This is a genomic window from Lachnoclostridium sp. An169 (genome assembly GCF_002160525.1).
In the GTDB taxonomy this organism is placed as follows: Bacteria; Bacillota; Clostridia; order Lachnospirales; family Lachnospiraceae; genus Mediterraneibacter; species Mediterraneibacter cottocaccae.
Genome location: NZ_NFKT01000044.1, coordinates 13,122 through 28,538 on the forward strand (window position 1 = coordinate 13,122; position 15,417 = coordinate 28,538).

Genomic DNA, 15,417 nt, shown 5'->3' on the forward strand with positions numbered 1-15,417 from the left:
TCTTGCGGTATCTTTAGTATATCAAATCCGACCTTCAAAACAATGTCCACATGTCCATAGGTAAGCCCTATTTTTGTGTCCTATTATCAGATTTTAATTTGCATTGATCAAAATATATGCTATATTGAAATTGGAAACATCTATTCAAGGGAGGAAACAGGAATAATGATCCCGGAAATCGAATTTCAAATAAGCGAATGGTTAAAAAAAGCAACAAGCGCTCCATTAACCCAGTCCAATTTTAAATCCTACAGCACCCAGGAGGTAAACGAACTGACCATCCCTAAGAAGATCATCCTGACTATGGATATCCGGGAGAATGGGATCAATTCCTTTGTTATGACCGATGATGATAATAACACTACCCTAACATACGGTCCTACTCCTGAGAACAGCTTTATACACTACAATAACTATTACGGAATTTCCTATGTCTTACAAGGTACCTTTACCTTTGGAATACCGGGAGATGATATTCAACTGCACACAAATGATATGATAATCTTTGATACCAAGTGCATCTATTGGGATAAACTAGGGGATCCAAATACAATTATCATAAACATCAATATTCCGAAACAAGACTTTCTGGATATGTCCGCGTCCCTTCCTTCCAACCGCCTGTTTTCCTGGCTGCTGGACACTCATCTGGACACCCATAGCAAGGAACAGCACTATTTCCTTCTGCGAAATAGTAACGCCTCTTTTCAAAAAGACCGTGATTCCATTCTGGCTTCTCTGATTCAGGAACAAAACCAGGGTGCCCCGGGCTATCTGGAAATCATGTGGCAGCTGATCAAAAGACTGCTGATCTACACCAGCCAACAAGAACACGGAAAATACCAGGTGGTTCAATACCGCAAAAAAGAATGCGAACTGCTGCTGCAGTTACAAAAATATATTCAAGAACATCTGCATGACATCAACAGACAGAATCTGGCAGAGAAATTTCATTACAATCCTCGCTATCTCAGCCAATTATTTAAGCAGATATCTGGGATTACTTTAACCGAATATCTTCAGGAAAAGCGACTGACAGAGTCCAAGCGTCTCCTTCTTGGCACACAGCTCACCACTCAGGAGATCATTGAAAAAACCGGCTATATAAACCGGCATTATTTTTACAAGATATTTAAAGAAGATACAGGTATGACACCCAAACAATACCGCAATTATTATCGCAGTTTGAAAGGACCAGGGAAAAAATAAGCTTCTTCTATTTGGTTTTCAAACCCTTTCTCGGGTGCCCACTCGCAATTATCGTTCCAAAATATCATCATGCACAGCTTCTGCAATACTATATGCTTCCTGCAATGTGTACGACGCCCCTGTTATAAGTTCAACTCAGACTGCATTGTTCTATGATATCGAAATTTATGCATTATAGTACATATCATAAACAATATATCCTTGTATTCCTTCCAACGAACCTTCAAAGGTTTCCTGACACATCATACATCTTGGTTCTTTCATTGGATGTCCACTTGTTGGGTATATATTATATTCAGATGATGTTTTAAATCCTACACGATTATAAAAATGAAAGTCTCCTTCTACAGTAATGCCCTTGAATCCAGCTTCTTTTACTTTCTGAATTCCTAATGTCAGCATCGTAACACCCACATGTTTATGAAAATAATCTGCATGCACAGACACGGGAGCCAACATAACAATGTCATTACTATCTATATGTTCACCTTTCGCTGTTTTAGACAGCGGAAAATGTGAAAATAAAAAGTGACCAACAATTTTCCCATCTAATTCTGCCACAAAAGACAGTTCCGGAATATAATATCGTGAGACTCTGATTTCCTCAATTAATGCTACAATATCAGTTCCATCTGAATACTTTCGGGATTTTCATATTCCTAATCTGCCGCTTCTTGCCGTCCCGGTCTGCTTCGACTGCGGTGACGATGTTTTCATGCGCGACATGCTACTCACCGTCTATGAACAGCAGACGAATGAAGCCTGCTATCACGATGAACTCATCTCCCACTTGCTGCAGTCCGTTCTGATTTATTGCATGCAGAACTTCCGGGACACAGTGAAGTTCCTGTATGCCGGCACAAAGCTTGAGGGCAAGATGCTTGAAATCATGAACTATATGTTTGAAAATTATCAGAATATAACGCTCCGGGGACTTGCCCACCACTTTGGCTACAGCGAGCCCTATCTGTGCAAGCTGTTTCGGGAGGAGGCCGGCTTGACTTTTACTAAAATCCTTCGAGAATTTAAATTGAAGCAGGCAAAAAAACTGCTTCAGACCACGGATAAGAAGCTTAATGAAGTCTGTGATTCCATCGGCTATTCTGACACCACACAGTTCATCCGGGAATTTAAACAGCAATATGGAACCACACCGGCAAAATACAAAAAAGCATTTCAGGAAGAACAGTAAGACAAAGCCTCAGAAACCGCTACGCTTCTGAGGCTTGTTCATTCTAAGTGTATTTCCGCAAGCCTCAAAGAGTGTCAATAAACTGTATTAACTGAGCGAAGCTTCCCCGGGGATACTCTGCAATATTTTTTCTTTCTTTATTGATCAAACAATCGGTCAGCAGAAATACCCGCATTCCAATGGATTCAGCTACCATATCCTCGGTCACATCATTGCCGACCATCAGACATTGCTCCGGCTCCACACCAAGCCGTGCTGCGATCTCCAGGTAATAAGCAGGATTAGGCTTGCAGAATCCAATGCTCTCATAAGTGGTATATAATTCAAAATCTTCCGGTTCCAGGCCGGCCCAACGGATCCTGCTTTCCGTGGCAACAGCAGGGAAAATGGGATTTGTCGCCAGCGCTACCCGCATTCCCATTTCTTTTGCGGTGTGAACCGCGATTGCAGCGTTCGGGTTAAATCCGCAAAATCCTTTTGCTGCTTGAAAATCCTTTTCGTAGAATTCATCAAACAGTGGCTTGTCCGCAAGCTTCTTTTCACCGTAGATACCAGCGAATTTTTTCCAGAAGGACGCTTGGATTCAGGTGTATCAGATAAAGATGAGAACTTATAAGCGAATCCCGATTCCGGACGCCTTGTATAAGCTAACGAAGGTTTATCTGAAAAAGCATGGCATCAAAGCGGATGATTATGTATTCCAAAATGCAAAAGGCGGCGCATACTGCAAGTCAACCTTCCGCTACAATATGTTGAAATACTGCGAACTCAACAACATTCAGAACGGCGGCTATGTGTTCAAATCCCATGATTACCGCCATACGATAGCGACCTATTTTTACGACACGGGCGTATCGCTGCAGAGTATCCGTGATTACCTCGGTCATGACTACGAAGAAATGACCGAGCAGTATATCGACTATATGCCAAAGAAAATTGAAAAAGCAAGCGAGGAATACTTCAGCCGGCACAGTCTGGCGGCTTGCATGAAAAGAGGTGAAAAGACAGATGGATAACCGGATTTATTTATGGGATTTATATGACGAGGCAGAGAAAGCGAAATTCTTGAAAAAGCAGATCAACAAAAATCCATATTACGACTTAGAACCGATACCGGCATCAAAGCTGCGTGAGGAAATAACGGATTTTATAAAGTGGCGAAGCACGCAGGTCTGTTTAACGAGGCTGTATAACGACCTGCAGCAGTTCAAAAAGGTGTGCCAGTTTTTACAGGATACTGCCAAACCCGGTTCGAGCCTGCATGACATAAGTGCAGAGGCATGGATAAAGCGGTTTAAAATATGGATGTTCAAGGAACAGATGCCTTTATATAAAAGACAGACCGCCATCAACGGAAACACCTTAATGGTAAAGGCTCGGGAAATATCCTACCTTGAACGCATGTTGAAATTCCTCTCAACGGATAACCGCCAGGAAGAAGAAAAGGATATCTGGGAGCTTGATAAGCTCGGCATCGAGTTCAGAGCCAATCCGATCAAGAGAGTCCGAACCTTAAACTTCACAAAGATATCGCAGGACGGTATCCGGCAGGAAGTGAAAAAAGGCATCTACCTCAACCTGCAAAGCGAAGCCATCGCCTGCGTGATAAAAGAACTGACAGCAGTGCGGAGGTTGTCACGGTATCTTGAAGAACGGCAGCCAGACATCCAGTCCTGCAAGGACATCAGCCGCAAGGTGGTTGAAGAATATCTTACCTACCTCAAAACAGAGGCAACGGAAACCAAACATTTCCATGCAGACCTAAACCGCCTGCGCTGCCTGCTGGAAAGCATCGGTCAGATGTGTGATTATCCGAATTTAATCGGGCTGTTTCTTACAAGAGATATTCCGCAGACGCCGAAAGCAGCCTTCAAAACTTATTCGGACGAAGAACTCAAGCGCCTCAACCGGGAGATTGTCAAGCTGGATGAGCAGACTGCAAGGCTGATGATTATCCATCAAATGCTCGGCACACGAATCTCTGATACACTGACGCTCGCTCCCGACTGCCTGTCGGAAAAAAACGGTGAAATCATTATCCGAATCCGGCAAATGAAAACAAAGCCTTATGAAAAACCAATCAGTGCAGAGCTTGCAGCTTTAATCCAAATGGCAATTGATTATACCAAAGAAAAATACGGGGATACCCCTTACATCTTCGTGGATGATAAAGATACAGCACACGCTATGCCATATACCAAAGTGCAATATCGAGTCACGGCGATGATTTACGACAAGGACTTAAGGGATGACAACGGTGAGCTCTTCGGATTCAGCACACATATCTACCGGCATTATTACGGCGTAAAGCTGACAGAAATGCATCTGGATGATTGGACTATCGCCAAGTTGCTGGGACACAGCAGTGTCCGGAATGTAAAATACTATCGCAAGATGAGCAATCAACTACTTGCCGATGAAACCCGAAAGGCACGGCAGAAGCTCTCGGCGATAATATTAAACAACTTAGACGGATGGGAGGATGAATATGAGCAAATACGAAAAGATGGTCGCCTGTAACCGAAAGAGCAGTGCGGACAAGATTGAACTTGCTAAAAAGACAATCTTTAAAATGCTGGATGAGGGAGAGAAAATAACGATTCCGAAGCTGATTGCTAAGACAGGATTGTCGAGAGGATTTTTTTACAAGAACCCCATTGTACGAAGCACACTGGACAAGGCACTTGAACAGCAGGTCGGAATGACTGATCCCCGAAAGAACATTCTCGATATGGCGATGGACAACGAAATCGTTGTATCATTCTTCATATTATGTCCGTAAATCACAGTATGCCGGTCTGAAAAATCTGCGCTGTTGCGGTAGTCCATAAAAATGGTCCCTGCCGTGTTCCAAGAGCCGTCCAGCAGGCGACGAAGGTAGTAGCTGTTATCCTCGCTCTGCGCCACCGGATAGTTTATCTTGGTATCGGGGCAGTGCAGCCATGCGATGATGTCCTTGTTTTCTGTCTGTAAAACCTCAAAATCTACTATGATCGGCGCAGTTTCCTGTACAGATTCTTGTTCCGACTGGTTGCTTTCAGCGTCCTGTGGAAGTTTCATTACTGCTTCCTTCGTAAGTGAATCGTTCAAATTTTGGCTTTCCAGCATTTCCAGCAAATACCCTGAAATTTTATAAATAGATAAAGCCGCAATTATCAGGCATACCGCCACAATTATAATTTTTTTCATTGTTAATAGTTCCATCGCTTAAATTAGCACAAAAAAGACGGTGGCGGTTTTTAAGCCGTCACCGCCTGTAACTGATGTTGTCAATGAGATGAAATCTCAATCATCTGTTATTTAGCATGCAGTTTTTTTCTTTTGCTGTAAACCGCCATACCTATAACACCGCCGCAGGAGGCCAACATTAGACCAATCCACAGCATCATATTGCTGCTGTCTCCGGTCTGGGGGCTTTCTGTTTTCTCAGAAGGCTTGTCAGGCTGTTCGGGCTTGGCTGGGTCAGTCGGGTCTGTAGGGTCTGTAGGAGTAGTGGGGTCGGTGGGCTTTTCGCTGGTTTCAAACGGTGTGTTGGAGCCAAGGATAGCATACTGGTTCAGATGGGTAGTCTCAAACACCAGGAAGTCACCTTCCACCACTGCATCAAAGCGTTCCAGCGGGTCACCCAGATATACCGCCTGGTAGTATTTGTAGCCCTTCAGGTGGTCGTTCATCGGGATTTTGACCGTCATGGGGTTGTCCTTGATTTCCAGAGCTTTACCGTCTTTTCTAACGCTGATGTCGTAAATGGACAGCAGGCCCGGCAGTTCCTCTTTCAGTTCCGGACGGCTTCCCAGCACGCTTTCCTGTGCAATGGTGTCGGCATAAAGCTCTGCTCCCTCTGGCACGCCGTCGGTCAGGGAGATGGAAACGCCGGTTTCGGAAGCAGTCAGATCTTTGACGCCAGTATCCTCACCAGGTTTTGTTCCAGGATCAGTGCCCGGATCGGTAGAAGTCCCGGACGGGGATACTTTGATCACATCATTGGTGCAGTAGTAGCTATACATGCCGGTCTTTACCACGTTGGTGGTATAGCCTGCCGGAATATCTTCTTCGGTCGCACCGCTGACGCCTTCTCCAGCCACAGGCACTACAATTTTTGTCAAGGTTGTCTGACCCCAATCCTCCGCAGTTACGTCATCAACGGCGGTCTGATAGACCAACCACTGGGAATGATTCGGGTCTACTCCCCAATAAAACCTCTGCCCGTCCTTGATCAGCACTGTCATAGAGCTGATATCGCCTATTTTGGCGCTGATGGTTTCCCCTGAGTCGGTATATCCCTCAGGCAGAGCGTCCTTTTCAAGTCCGTCAACGGTAGCAATTTGAACGGCAAGATATTCTTTTTGGCTAGGAAGTCCTTCCACCTTCACCAGCTCGTGGATATAGCCCACAGGCTTGCCGTTTGTTAAATCGCTGCCGGTGTAGATTGTTCCGTAACTAACGCCGTATTTCTTTCCGTCCTCGCCCTTGGTGAGAACCTTCCAGTCTTGAGCAACATAATTACTTTCATATATGACATTTTCCCATTCGGTGGTCTCCCCCTCGATGCCGGAATTGGCGGTCAGGGCAAGCTCTGTTTCCAGATTACCTGTGAAGGGAAGGGTTGAGGATGTTGTCGATATAAAGGCAGCAGAGTAAGTGTTTTCACCTGCGCTCTTATACGCTGTCACAGAAGCGTTTGAGCCGACCTTGAGCAGACCCTGTGTTCCCTCGGCCATAAAGCGGATCGCCGCAGTCTGAGACGTTTTGTTTTCATTGATGGTCAGGGAGCCGTCTCCGGTAATTTCCAGATTGCCGCCCCAGCCGAAGCCCCATACAACCAGTTCGGCGATATGATTGTCACCCACCAGATGAAGCTTCAAATCGTCGCCCATCTCGTTGGTGGCAAGGGTCATTTCCGGGTGGTTGTAGTTTGTCAGGGTGATGGTGTTGGTAGCCTTGTCATAGACAGCGCCCTCCACCGTGTCAGCCTCGCCGCCGTTGCTATAAAGTACATAGCCATCGGGTTCTTCTACACTGCTATCATACAGCTGCACCCATGCGGCGCTCATGTCCCCGGACGAGGGGCCGTTCTCCGCAAATGCCGGCACAGCCATTCCAACAGCCATACAAAGCGTCAGCAGTCCTGCAAGAAGTTTGCGCTTTAGTTTCATGATTGATTTTTCTCCTTTCAAGATAACATTTATGTGAATACACGGGTTTGATCATTCTTTTTGGTGTGTCACCCCCCCCCTTTTTTCTCGGTGTTCTATGCCATCCGTTCCCCGGTGCGCCGGTTCAGGCAGCCAGGGCGGAACGAATAACCTTCTTTAAGCCTTATTTCCCGGCCGCTGTTTTTTTCCGTTTGTAGAACAGCATCCCCAGCAATCCGCCGCAGGAAACCATCATCAGGCTGATCCACAGCGCCATATCGCTGCTGTCCCCGGTCTGTGGGCTTTCTGTTTGCCCAGAAGGCTTGCCCTGCTGTTCGGGCTTGGCTGGATCGGTTGGCTCAGTCGGGTCGGTAGGAGTGGTCGGGTCAGTAGGATCCGTTGGCTCAGTCGGGTCTGTCGGGGTGGTCGGGTCAGTCGGCCCAGCCGGATCGGTGGGATCTGTTGGAGTAGTGGGGTCAGTTGGGTCGGTGGGGTCGGTCGGCTTTTCGCTGGTTTCAAACGGCGTGTTAGAACCAAGGATTGCGTACTGGCTCAAATGGTCGGTTTCAAACACGAGGAAGTCTCCTTCCACCACCGCGTCAAAGCGTTCCAATGGGTCGCCCAGATACACCGCCTGATAGTATTTGTAGCCTTTCAGGTGGTCGTTCAGCGGGATTTTCACCGTCATGGGATTGTCCTTGATTTCAAGGGTTTCCCCATTCTGGCGGACGCTGATGTCGTAAATGGACAGCAGGCCCGGCAGCTCCTCTTTCAGCTCCGGACGGCTTTCCAGTACGCTTTCCTGCGCGATAGTATCAGCGGAAAGGGTCGCGTCCTCCGGCACACCGTCGGTCAGGGAGATGGAAACGTTGGTGTCGGAGTTGGTCAGTTCGGTAACATTTTTCTCCCATTTTGCGTAAACCTGCATATCATACGCATTGATCCACTCGTCGCTTGCGGTATTTGCAATCCGGCTTTCATCTGTGCAGTCGGGCGATGTATACCAGCCTGCAAAGGTGTAACCCTCACGCACGGGGATAACCCCTCCGATGTCGAAAAACTGTCCGTTTTCCACGCTCTTGAGGTCAATTTCACGGATAGCTTTTTCCCCGTCCTTCAATGCTCCGCCGTTGGGATTGAAAGTAACCGTACAGCCTCTTGTAAAGATTGGCGCCAAGTTTTTGTCCCCTGCCCCATATCTTAAACTGTTTTCAAAATCAAAGGTTATAAAGGTTTTACCGTCTTTTACCGTTTTTGTTTCACCCGAACCAATAATTGTATCATACCCTGATTCTCTCCAGTTTTTAAAATGATAGCCGGGCCGAACAGGATTTGGCAGAACAATCTGCTGCTCTTCCCGCTGGATATAATAGCGGTCAGGCAAATCCGCCAATTCTTCCTCGGTAAAATAGTTTTCCACGCCTTCATAGTTTATATTGTAATAAGGCTCATAAAAGGTAACATAGAACTGAGAGAAACCTCCGCCATACATCGATCGTACAGGCCCATGACCGACGTGTCCGCAGCCTTCTGTGCCCACTTTCTCGCCTTCGGCTCCCTTGCCGCCGGCATAACAAGCTGTTAAAAGCATGGGTAAACCAGTATTGTTAACATATCCTGCATTGAAAGTATGCCCCGGAAGTTCGCATGCCGCTTCCAAAGCGGACTGTAAATTACTATATTCTTCTTCCCCATAGGCTGATGGGTCGATCTCTAATAACTTGTTTTCAATGGCAATCTTTATCGCATTGTCATAATATTTTGTTATGGGTTCCAGCTTTGACAAATCCGGCGTGCTGGTTGTTAAATAGCCATCACTTACATACCTCGGTTCATGAGCACTGTAATTAGGACTATCAACATATCCCAAATACAGGTCTGCATGCATGAATCTAAGCGTAGTTACATACTTCCACTTTCCGTCCGCCGTGACACACATGCAATCGCGCTTGTCAATCTCCATGTTGGGCTGTGCGGTGAAACTCTCGCCGGGCATAACCAGTATATCGATGTTGTTTATATGCGTATCCTCATTCAAAACGTGGTCTACGTGTGTGTATTTCGGGCCGTCAGCGCCCGGCTCCTGTTCAGCAGGCGTAGTGGCTGCGGCTGCCGGTACGGCCATTCCCGCCGCCATGCAAAGCGTCAGCAAACCTGCAAGTATTTTTCGCTTCATGATTGTTTCCTCCTTGTCAAATAAGATTGTTTATCCTTTGGTGTAAGCAAAGGATAGAAGGGGCGCCCCTTCTAAAAATTTTTCCTGCCGGCTGCCTGGGACAGGTTTTGCATGAAGCCCCGCCTGCAGGCGCTTTTGCCGGTTTTGTTTTATCTCTCAGCCTTATTCCTCGACCACCACCTTTTTCCGCCTGCAGTCCAGTATTCCCAGTACGCCGCAGGAGACCAGCAGAACGATATAGACGGCGTTTTGCCCTTTATCGCACTGGAGCGCTCTGCGGGAGAGCGGCGCCCTGCATTTCGGACAGAATTTCACGCTTGGGGCCGGCCGCTGTTCCTTACACAGCATAATGCCGATCCTGCACGAAACAGCGGCGGTTGATCATCAGCTCGTTCTCAAGGTACTGGGCGACCATATCGGCTACGGCGGTCACCGCCCGTTCCTCTCCCTTGGCCGACAGGCCGGGACAGGGATCACGTACGGAAACCGTCAGTCCGGTCCCCACATCCTGTATCTCTGTCGAAAGGCTGAAGGTGCTGACGTTCCCGTAAACCGAAAGCCGGGCGACCACCGCGCCGCTTTCATTCTTCCAGTATTCCGCCCCCTCCGCGTCCAGCACGTCGTAAACAGCCATCTGCACATACCGCCGGACATAGGGAAGGAGCCTTTTCACTTGACACATTCCGTTTCTCTCCTTTCGTTTTAATCGCCATACAGAGCGGAGAACTTCTCCTGCACATCACCGCAGTGCCGACCCATCAGTCACACGGCAAGATTCCGAAAAGCAGTATCATTTTGCTTTGGCATCATCCGTTCCCTCTGTCATCAGGATATGTTCCAAATGCCGGACAATCTGATCCAGCATCTCCTGCATACTTCAAGCCACCTTCTGCTTTGACATTCCATCGCAGGGGCGGCGCAGTGAAATCGTCAGTTCAGTTCCAAACGCTTTTTCCTCCGCCGTTATGGAAAGGGAGACGTCTGTTCCGTCTGCTCTGCATTCGGCAATAATCTTTCCCGGCGCTTCCTCCCCAAAAGCAATCCCTTCCTGCCGCAGCATACCATACACCGAGCGCAGGACATAGGAGCGCACATAGGGAAGTTCTCTTTGAACGTATTCCATCATTTCTTTTCCTCCTGAATTTTTGGGGAATCGTGGCGGACGCCGGGAAGAAGTAGATTCCTAAGTTTTCATTTTAGGTGAAAAGAGGCCGGATTGTCTATGCGTAAACCCCGCCAATCGTATCAAAACAGGTGGCGGTGAACCGCCACTTGTGCATATTATATAAATCAAAGCAACTATTTTGAGGCTTTATATATGCATAACTTCTAATCGTTCCAAGTAGGGGATGAGGTGTGCTTTTCTTTCCTGATTTTTCCTTTCGCGGATGCCGAATGGCGTAAATTTCATTTTTCAGATGGGGAAAACGATATTTTTCATCAGGACAATTCGTTACCGCACACAAAAACACCCTGCCTCTCCGGAGAGAAAGCAGGGTGTCAGCCAGTATGTTAATCGTTGCGGTAAAGCAGGTACATAGTGATGCGGGATTTTGCGCCTGTCTTTTTGTACAGGGCGGAGATATGCCGTTCCACCGTCCGCTTGGACAGGAACAGGCAGTCGGCTATCTCCTGGGCGCTGCTGTCCGAGGAAATCATCTTGGAGAACACATCCCATTCCCGTTCGGTCAGCCCGTATTTTGCGATGAACGCCTCCCTTCGCTCTTCGTCCGACTTTTGGGAAGCAGGCGGCTCCTTGGGTTCTTTGACGGCGTTCATGCGGGCGGTATACACAGTCATAACAACGCTGACCGCCACGAACAGCACCAGGGCGATGACAATGGCGGCCAGGCTGTTGCCGGTGGACAGCAGCGCCACCGATCCGCTGGCGATCAGGGCGGCGCTCACGTTATTCATGGCGCGGCCCATGCCCGCCCACAGCGACGGCAGGCGCATATGCCGGGAAAGCTCCATAAAGCCCGCTGTGAAAAAGACAACGAAAAAGCCCGAGGACAGGTAAAAGACCACCAGTCCAATCAGGAACGGAGCGCCCAGGTTCAGTACCACAATGGACAGAACCGACAGCATCATCACGCAGTACATGATAAGCCCCATATACTTCCGCTTTCGGATATCGAAGACAAAGCCTGCGGCGAGGCCGCTGAGCGCCAGCAACAGGCGGGGCCACTGCCCGATATCCGTCCCGCCCGCATGGCGGAGGGTCACGGCGTTGTCCAGTGTGCTGAACACACATGCCATCAGCACTACCAGCAGCGCCAGCATAATGCCCGCCGTCCGTTTTTTCCGGGTGAGGGAAATGTCTGTTTCTGATTTTGAGGCCAAAGCCGCAGTCTCCGTCATTTCGATGCGGCTTTGGCCGGCCTGTCTCGTTCGGATGACCAGCAGGCTCAAAGCCGCCAGAAATACCGAAAGAAACGCCGCCTCCGCAACCTCCAGGTTGACAAGGTTGTTGTTTGCATACTGGAGCAGAATTCCCAGAGCGTAGGCGATCCCCGCCAGCCGTGCCAATGCATTGTCGCCGTCTATGGTGACGGAAGCCAGATAGTGGACGGCGCTGCCGAAAACGCCCAGCAGCAGAAACAGCACCATCCCTGCTGTCATAGTCGCCGCATAGGAGATATGCTGCTGGACAATGAAGGTACAGATAATCGCACCCAGCGCCAGGATAAAGGTCAGCGCGCTTTTATAGCGCCTTCCAACCCAGCGTTCCATGGCCGGATACAGGAAAAAGCCGACGGCGCTGGCGCCCAGCGCATAGTTCTGGGCAATGACGGTTTTCCCTTCCGTCACCGACAGGGAGATCATATTGACAAACAGATATTCCGCACCTAAAAAGACAAAAGTGAAAATGCCGACCAAAAGGATAAAGTGAATCGCCGGCTTGTTAAAAACAAAATGATGTTTCATATGTTTTCACCCCCGTCCTATGGTTCTTTTACGATCTCAACCACATCGCCGATGTCGCAATCCAGAGTCAGGCAGATCCGTTCCAGTACGGAAAGAGCCACATATTCATCCCTGTCCAGCTTCGCCATAATAGAGGGGGCAATCCCTGTCATTTTCGACAAAGCAGAAGGCTTTATCTTTTTATCTATCAGCAGCTTCCAAAGCTTATTGTACTGAACCGCCATTTTGTTCACCTCATAAACAGAATATATTTATTATAGCAGAAACAATTTGATAAGTCGAGCTTTAATTTGACTTGTCAAAATATTTTATGAGAAAAACATTAACAGAGGAGTAACAGCAAATAGTCTGTGTTTTCTCTTTCTGCTGTATTCTCTCTTAAAGTGGGTACTTCAAGGCGGGTCAAAATGAACCGCCCCTCAGTCCACTGTTTAGGCATAGTTCTCCCTTGGCGGACGAGATTTGTTTTTTTCGGCTCACAGCAGATAGTATCGATTGGAGGTCGCACTGCCGTTTTCACGGCAGTGCGGCTCCTTTCGTATCAGTCCGGCTTTCTCTAAATCCTTGACGGCTCGTTTAACAGTGGAACGGGAGAGTGAGAGGTGGGAGGCGATAGTGTTTAGCCCCGGCCACGCCTTTCGCTCCTTATCCATGCGGTCATGGAGATAGATATACACGAGCTTTGCCCGATGCGGCACATCGGTTTTGTATAGCTTATCAAGTCTGCCCATTGGCACTCACCTCCGGCTTTGGTTCTTGAGGCGGAGTCCTGCGAGCTCTTGGGGAAGTCTGCAGATTTGATCCGCCTGTTTTCTTCTTATCCCTTGTCTGCTGTTTTTTCGTCTGTGGTTGGCTGCTTTCGTCCTTCGCCTGATCCTGACCGCCGGATGCATTGCCTTCGTCTGCAGGTTCGGGCGGCGCTAACAGGTCAAGACGGTATTTCTTCACGATGCCGTCCATAATGTCCTTCTTCGAGGCATACTCCACCTTGCGGTTTCCCTGATCGGCAACGGCGTAGGGATTCTTCTCATCAAACTGAATGCCCCATTTGAAGAACAGTTTCAGCTTTACCTTCATCGGGTAGAAGCCTGTTTTCATCACCACAAACTGCCCTTTGGGCATACTCTTTAATTCATCCGGCGTCATCAGCGGCCGTTCTATCATCTGCAGCGATTCGGACGGATCGTTCTTGCTTCTTGATACCGAACCGGACATGACAGTTCGGCTGCCCAAGGCTTTGGACAGGGTTTCCGCAGAAGTGCTTTGAGGAGCAAAGCCGCCGAAGATGGTGAGCTGGGTATTGTCTATGATAATTTCCGCACCTTCCTTGCCGTAGTTCTTTTCAAGCTGAGAAAAGGACTGGATGATCGGCACGATCTGCAATCGCCTTGAACGGGAGGCGGAGAACATCATTTCTGCTGGGCATCCACCTTTGTGGTCTGTACGCTGCCCACAATAAAGCGGTTTTCAATCTCAATCTCTACGATTTCTTCGTTTTCAGAGATGGTCACCGGGTAGGTCGTTTCGTTCAATACAAATGCCGGGGCAGCTTTTAGTTCACGGATTATCCAATTTCCAAACGGTACATTTTCAAATCCGAACACGCCGATTTCATTGGACTCGGCGGTAAGAATAGCGGTATCCTCAGTAAATTCCGTTTCGTCTGCCTTAAACAATCCGAAGATGGCGCCGCAGATGGCAAAGCCGTCCTCGTCAATCTTCTTGCCGATGACTGAGCCTCTGATAAGCTTGTTCTCCATCGGCTGACCGTCATTTACGGAGATATTCACGACTGCCGTTTCCTGTCCTGCATAGGCAAATTCCACAGGATAGATTTCATCGCTGATGAGGTAATGCTCGTCTGTGCTGTATTCCTTCACATAGAGCTTTGCACCCACCGGGAGATCTGTTGCAAAAACAGCTTTTCCGTTTTCATCGCAGGAAGCAATTTCAATGAGACCGTCCTTCGGGATAGCCATGCCGTCTGCCGCTGTGATATCCTCGGCTGCATACAAGCCGAACTGTACCGAGAGGATTTCGCCGTTCTGTCCGATACCGAACTTCTCGTCCTGTTCCAATACTTTGGAAAGGTCAATCTGCACACGCTGGCGCTCGTTATAGAATGCGGAGGAGACGGATGTGATTTCCACTTCCTGTCCGGCGTAGACAAGTTCCACGGTCTGCGGTTCGGGATTGAGCGCCATGCCGTGCGGCGCTTTGGTTTCTTTGATTTCAAATTTGCCGAGGTACAACGGTTCGCCTGTAGCAGTGCCGTCTGTACCTGTGGTGATTGTCGCTACCACCTCTCCGGCAGAGTAGCGGAGCGTTCCGTCCAAAGTATAAACATCTTCGATTGCAGTGATTTCATAAACTGCACGCCGGACATAATTCCGACATATTCCAAAGACTCACGGACTGTAAGGTTCGGGTACAGACCAAACTCTTGCGGTAAATATCCAATTTGTTTTTTGATGGTTTCAAAGTTTTTCGGTTCAACAGTAAGTCCGTTTATTTCTGCTGTTCCAGAAGTGGGAGTAAGCAGTGTTACTAAAATTTTCATCAATGTAGTTTTTCCGGCCCCATTTTCTCCTAAAAGACCATATATCCCGTGATCAATATTCAAATTTACATGATCCAGGCTTTTTACACCTTTCTTATATTCCATTACTAAATTAACCTGTTGTGCTAATTTGTTTTGGTGTATCTGTAAGTTGCGAAAGGGCGAAAATCCCCCTTCTACTTTTAGTTGGACAGTTATCTGCTAAAAGATAAGCTGC

General features: G+C 48.0%; 17 protein-coding genes and 1 pseudogene. 5 read left to right on the forward strand and 13 right to left on the reverse strand.

From position 1 onward, the window contains the following. The first annotated feature begins 165 nt into the window (after positions 1–165). Positions 166–1,209 carry an AraC family transcriptional regulator gene (locus B5F07_RS20270; RefSeq protein WP_087163016.1) on the forward strand — a complete coding sequence of 348 codons (1,044 nt, stop codon included), beginning with the start codon at positions 166–168 and terminating at the stop codon, positions 1,207–1,209. A gap of 165 nt (positions 1,210–1,374) precedes the next feature. Here the strand turns inward: B5F07_RS20270 and B5F07_RS20275 are convergent, their stop codons facing one another. After that, positions 1,375–1,830, reverse strand: a complete 456-nt coding sequence (locus tag B5F07_RS20275) for a GNAT family N-acetyltransferase (RefSeq protein ID WP_087163017.1) — start codon at positions 1,828–1,830, stop codon at positions 1,375–1,377. Between the two features lie 94 nt (positions 1,831–1,924). On the opposite strand from B5F07_RS20275, the gene B5F07_RS20280 reads away from it, so the two are divergent. Beyond that, a complete protein-coding gene (locus B5F07_RS20280; RefSeq protein ID WP_087163018.1) occupies positions 1,925–2,401 on the forward strand; it encodes a helix-turn-helix transcriptional regulator in 477 nt (158 codons plus the stop codon). Positions 2,402–2,465: 64 nt separating this feature from the next. On the opposite strand, the gene B5F07_RS20285 is transcribed toward B5F07_RS20280, so the two are convergent. Then, positions 2,466–2,984, reverse strand: a complete 519-nt coding sequence (locus tag B5F07_RS20285; protein ID WP_087163019.1) for an HAD family hydrolase — start codon at positions 2,982–2,984, stop codon at positions 2,466–2,468. Between B5F07_RS20285 and B5F07_RS20290 the strand changes: the two genes are divergently transcribed. Genes B5F07_RS20290 through B5F07_RS23235 form a run of 3 tightly spaced genes read left to right on the forward strand, consistent with a single transcriptional unit; the run spans position 2,950 to position 5,183 of the window. Further along, positions 2,950–3,417: a tyrosine-type recombinase/integrase gene (locus tag B5F07_RS20290; protein ID WP_275533133.1), complete on the forward strand. Its 468-nt coding sequence runs from the start codon at positions 2,950–2,952 to the stop codon at positions 3,415–3,417. The two genes, B5F07_RS20285 and B5F07_RS20290, sit on opposite strands and share 35 nt — an antisense overlap. Continuing rightward, positions 3,410–4,921 carry a tyrosine-type recombinase/integrase gene (locus B5F07_RS20295; RefSeq protein WP_087163020.1) on the forward strand — a complete coding sequence of 504 codons (1,512 nt, stop codon included), beginning with the start codon at positions 3,410–3,412 and terminating at the stop codon, positions 4,919–4,921. The genes B5F07_RS20290 and B5F07_RS20295 overlap by 8 nt, the downstream gene beginning before the upstream one ends. Next, complete coding sequence (locus B5F07_RS23235) at positions 4,908–5,183, forward strand: DUF6262 family protein (RefSeq protein WP_242972614.1); 276 nt, start codon at positions 4,908–4,910, stop codon at positions 5,181–5,183. The genes B5F07_RS20295 and B5F07_RS23235 overlap by 14 nt, the downstream gene beginning before the upstream one ends. Before the next feature lie 514 nt (positions 5,184–5,697). On the opposite strand, the gene B5F07_RS20305 is transcribed toward B5F07_RS23235, so the two are convergent. The 11 genes and pseudogenes from B5F07_RS20305 to B5F07_RS20355 all read right to left on the reverse strand — a co-directional run bounded on the left by B5F07_RS20305 (position 5,698) and on the right by B5F07_RS20355 (position 15,305). Beyond that, positions 5,698–7,557 (reverse strand): LPXTG cell wall anchor domain-containing protein, encoded by a 1,860-nt coding sequence (locus tag B5F07_RS20305; RefSeq protein ID WP_087163021.1) that lies wholly within the window; start codon positions 7,555–7,557, stop codon positions 5,698–5,700. Positions 7,558–7,720: 163 nt separating this feature from the next. Beyond that, positions 7,721–9,712, reverse strand: a complete 1,992-nt coding sequence (locus tag B5F07_RS22900) for an InlB B-repeat-containing protein (protein WP_087163022.1) — start codon at positions 9,710–9,712, stop codon at positions 7,721–7,723. Between the two features lie 162 nt (positions 9,713–9,874). Next, positions 9,875–10,060 (reverse strand): hypothetical protein, encoded by a 186-nt coding sequence (locus B5F07_RS20315; RefSeq protein ID WP_087163023.1) that lies wholly within the window; start codon positions 10,058–10,060, stop codon positions 9,875–9,877. Next, positions 10,050–10,394, reverse strand: coding sequence for a hypothetical protein (locus B5F07_RS20320; RefSeq protein ID WP_087163024.1), 345 nt, complete (start codon positions 10,392–10,394; stop codon positions 10,050–10,052). The genes B5F07_RS20315 and B5F07_RS20320 overlap by 11 nt, the downstream gene beginning before the upstream one ends. A gap of 195 nt (positions 10,395–10,589) precedes the next feature. Next, positions 10,590–10,838, reverse strand: coding sequence for a hypothetical protein (locus B5F07_RS20325; RefSeq protein ID WP_087163025.1), 249 nt, complete (start codon positions 10,836–10,838; stop codon positions 10,590–10,592). Between the two features lie 386 nt (positions 10,839–11,224). After that, the gene (locus tag B5F07_RS20330) at positions 11,225–12,640 is read right to left on the reverse strand and encodes a helix-turn-helix domain-containing protein (protein WP_087163026.1); all 1,416 of its coding nucleotides are present in this window, start codon (positions 12,638–12,640) and stop codon (positions 11,225–11,227) included. Positions 12,641–12,657: 17 nt separating this feature from the next. Continuing rightward, complete coding sequence (locus B5F07_RS20335) at positions 12,658–12,864, reverse strand: helix-turn-helix domain-containing protein (RefSeq protein ID WP_087163027.1); 207 nt, start codon at positions 12,862–12,864, stop codon at positions 12,658–12,660. 252 nt (positions 12,865–13,116) lie between these two features. Beyond that, positions 13,117–13,371 (reverse strand): helix-turn-helix domain-containing protein, encoded by a 255-nt coding sequence (locus tag B5F07_RS20340; protein WP_087163028.1) that lies wholly within the window; start codon positions 13,369–13,371, stop codon positions 13,117–13,119. Between the two features lie 243 nt (positions 13,372–13,614). Continuing rightward, positions 13,615–14,056: pseudogene (locus B5F07_RS20345) on the reverse strand (type IV secretory system conjugative DNA transfer family protein); the annotation flags it as partial. Next, positions 14,050–14,943: an MSCRAMM family protein gene (locus B5F07_RS20350; RefSeq protein ID WP_392391215.1), complete on the reverse strand. Its 894-nt coding sequence runs from the start codon at positions 14,941–14,943 to the stop codon at positions 14,050–14,052. The pseudogene B5F07_RS20345 and the gene B5F07_RS20350, both read right to left, overlap by 7 nt. Continuing rightward, entirely contained in the window at positions 14,937–15,305 is a 369-nt protein-coding gene (locus B5F07_RS20355; protein WP_087163030.1) for an ATP-binding cassette domain-containing protein, read from the reverse strand. Before B5F07_RS20355 ends, B5F07_RS20350 begins: the two co-directional genes overlap by 7 nt. Positions 15,306–15,417: the final 112 nt, after the last annotated feature.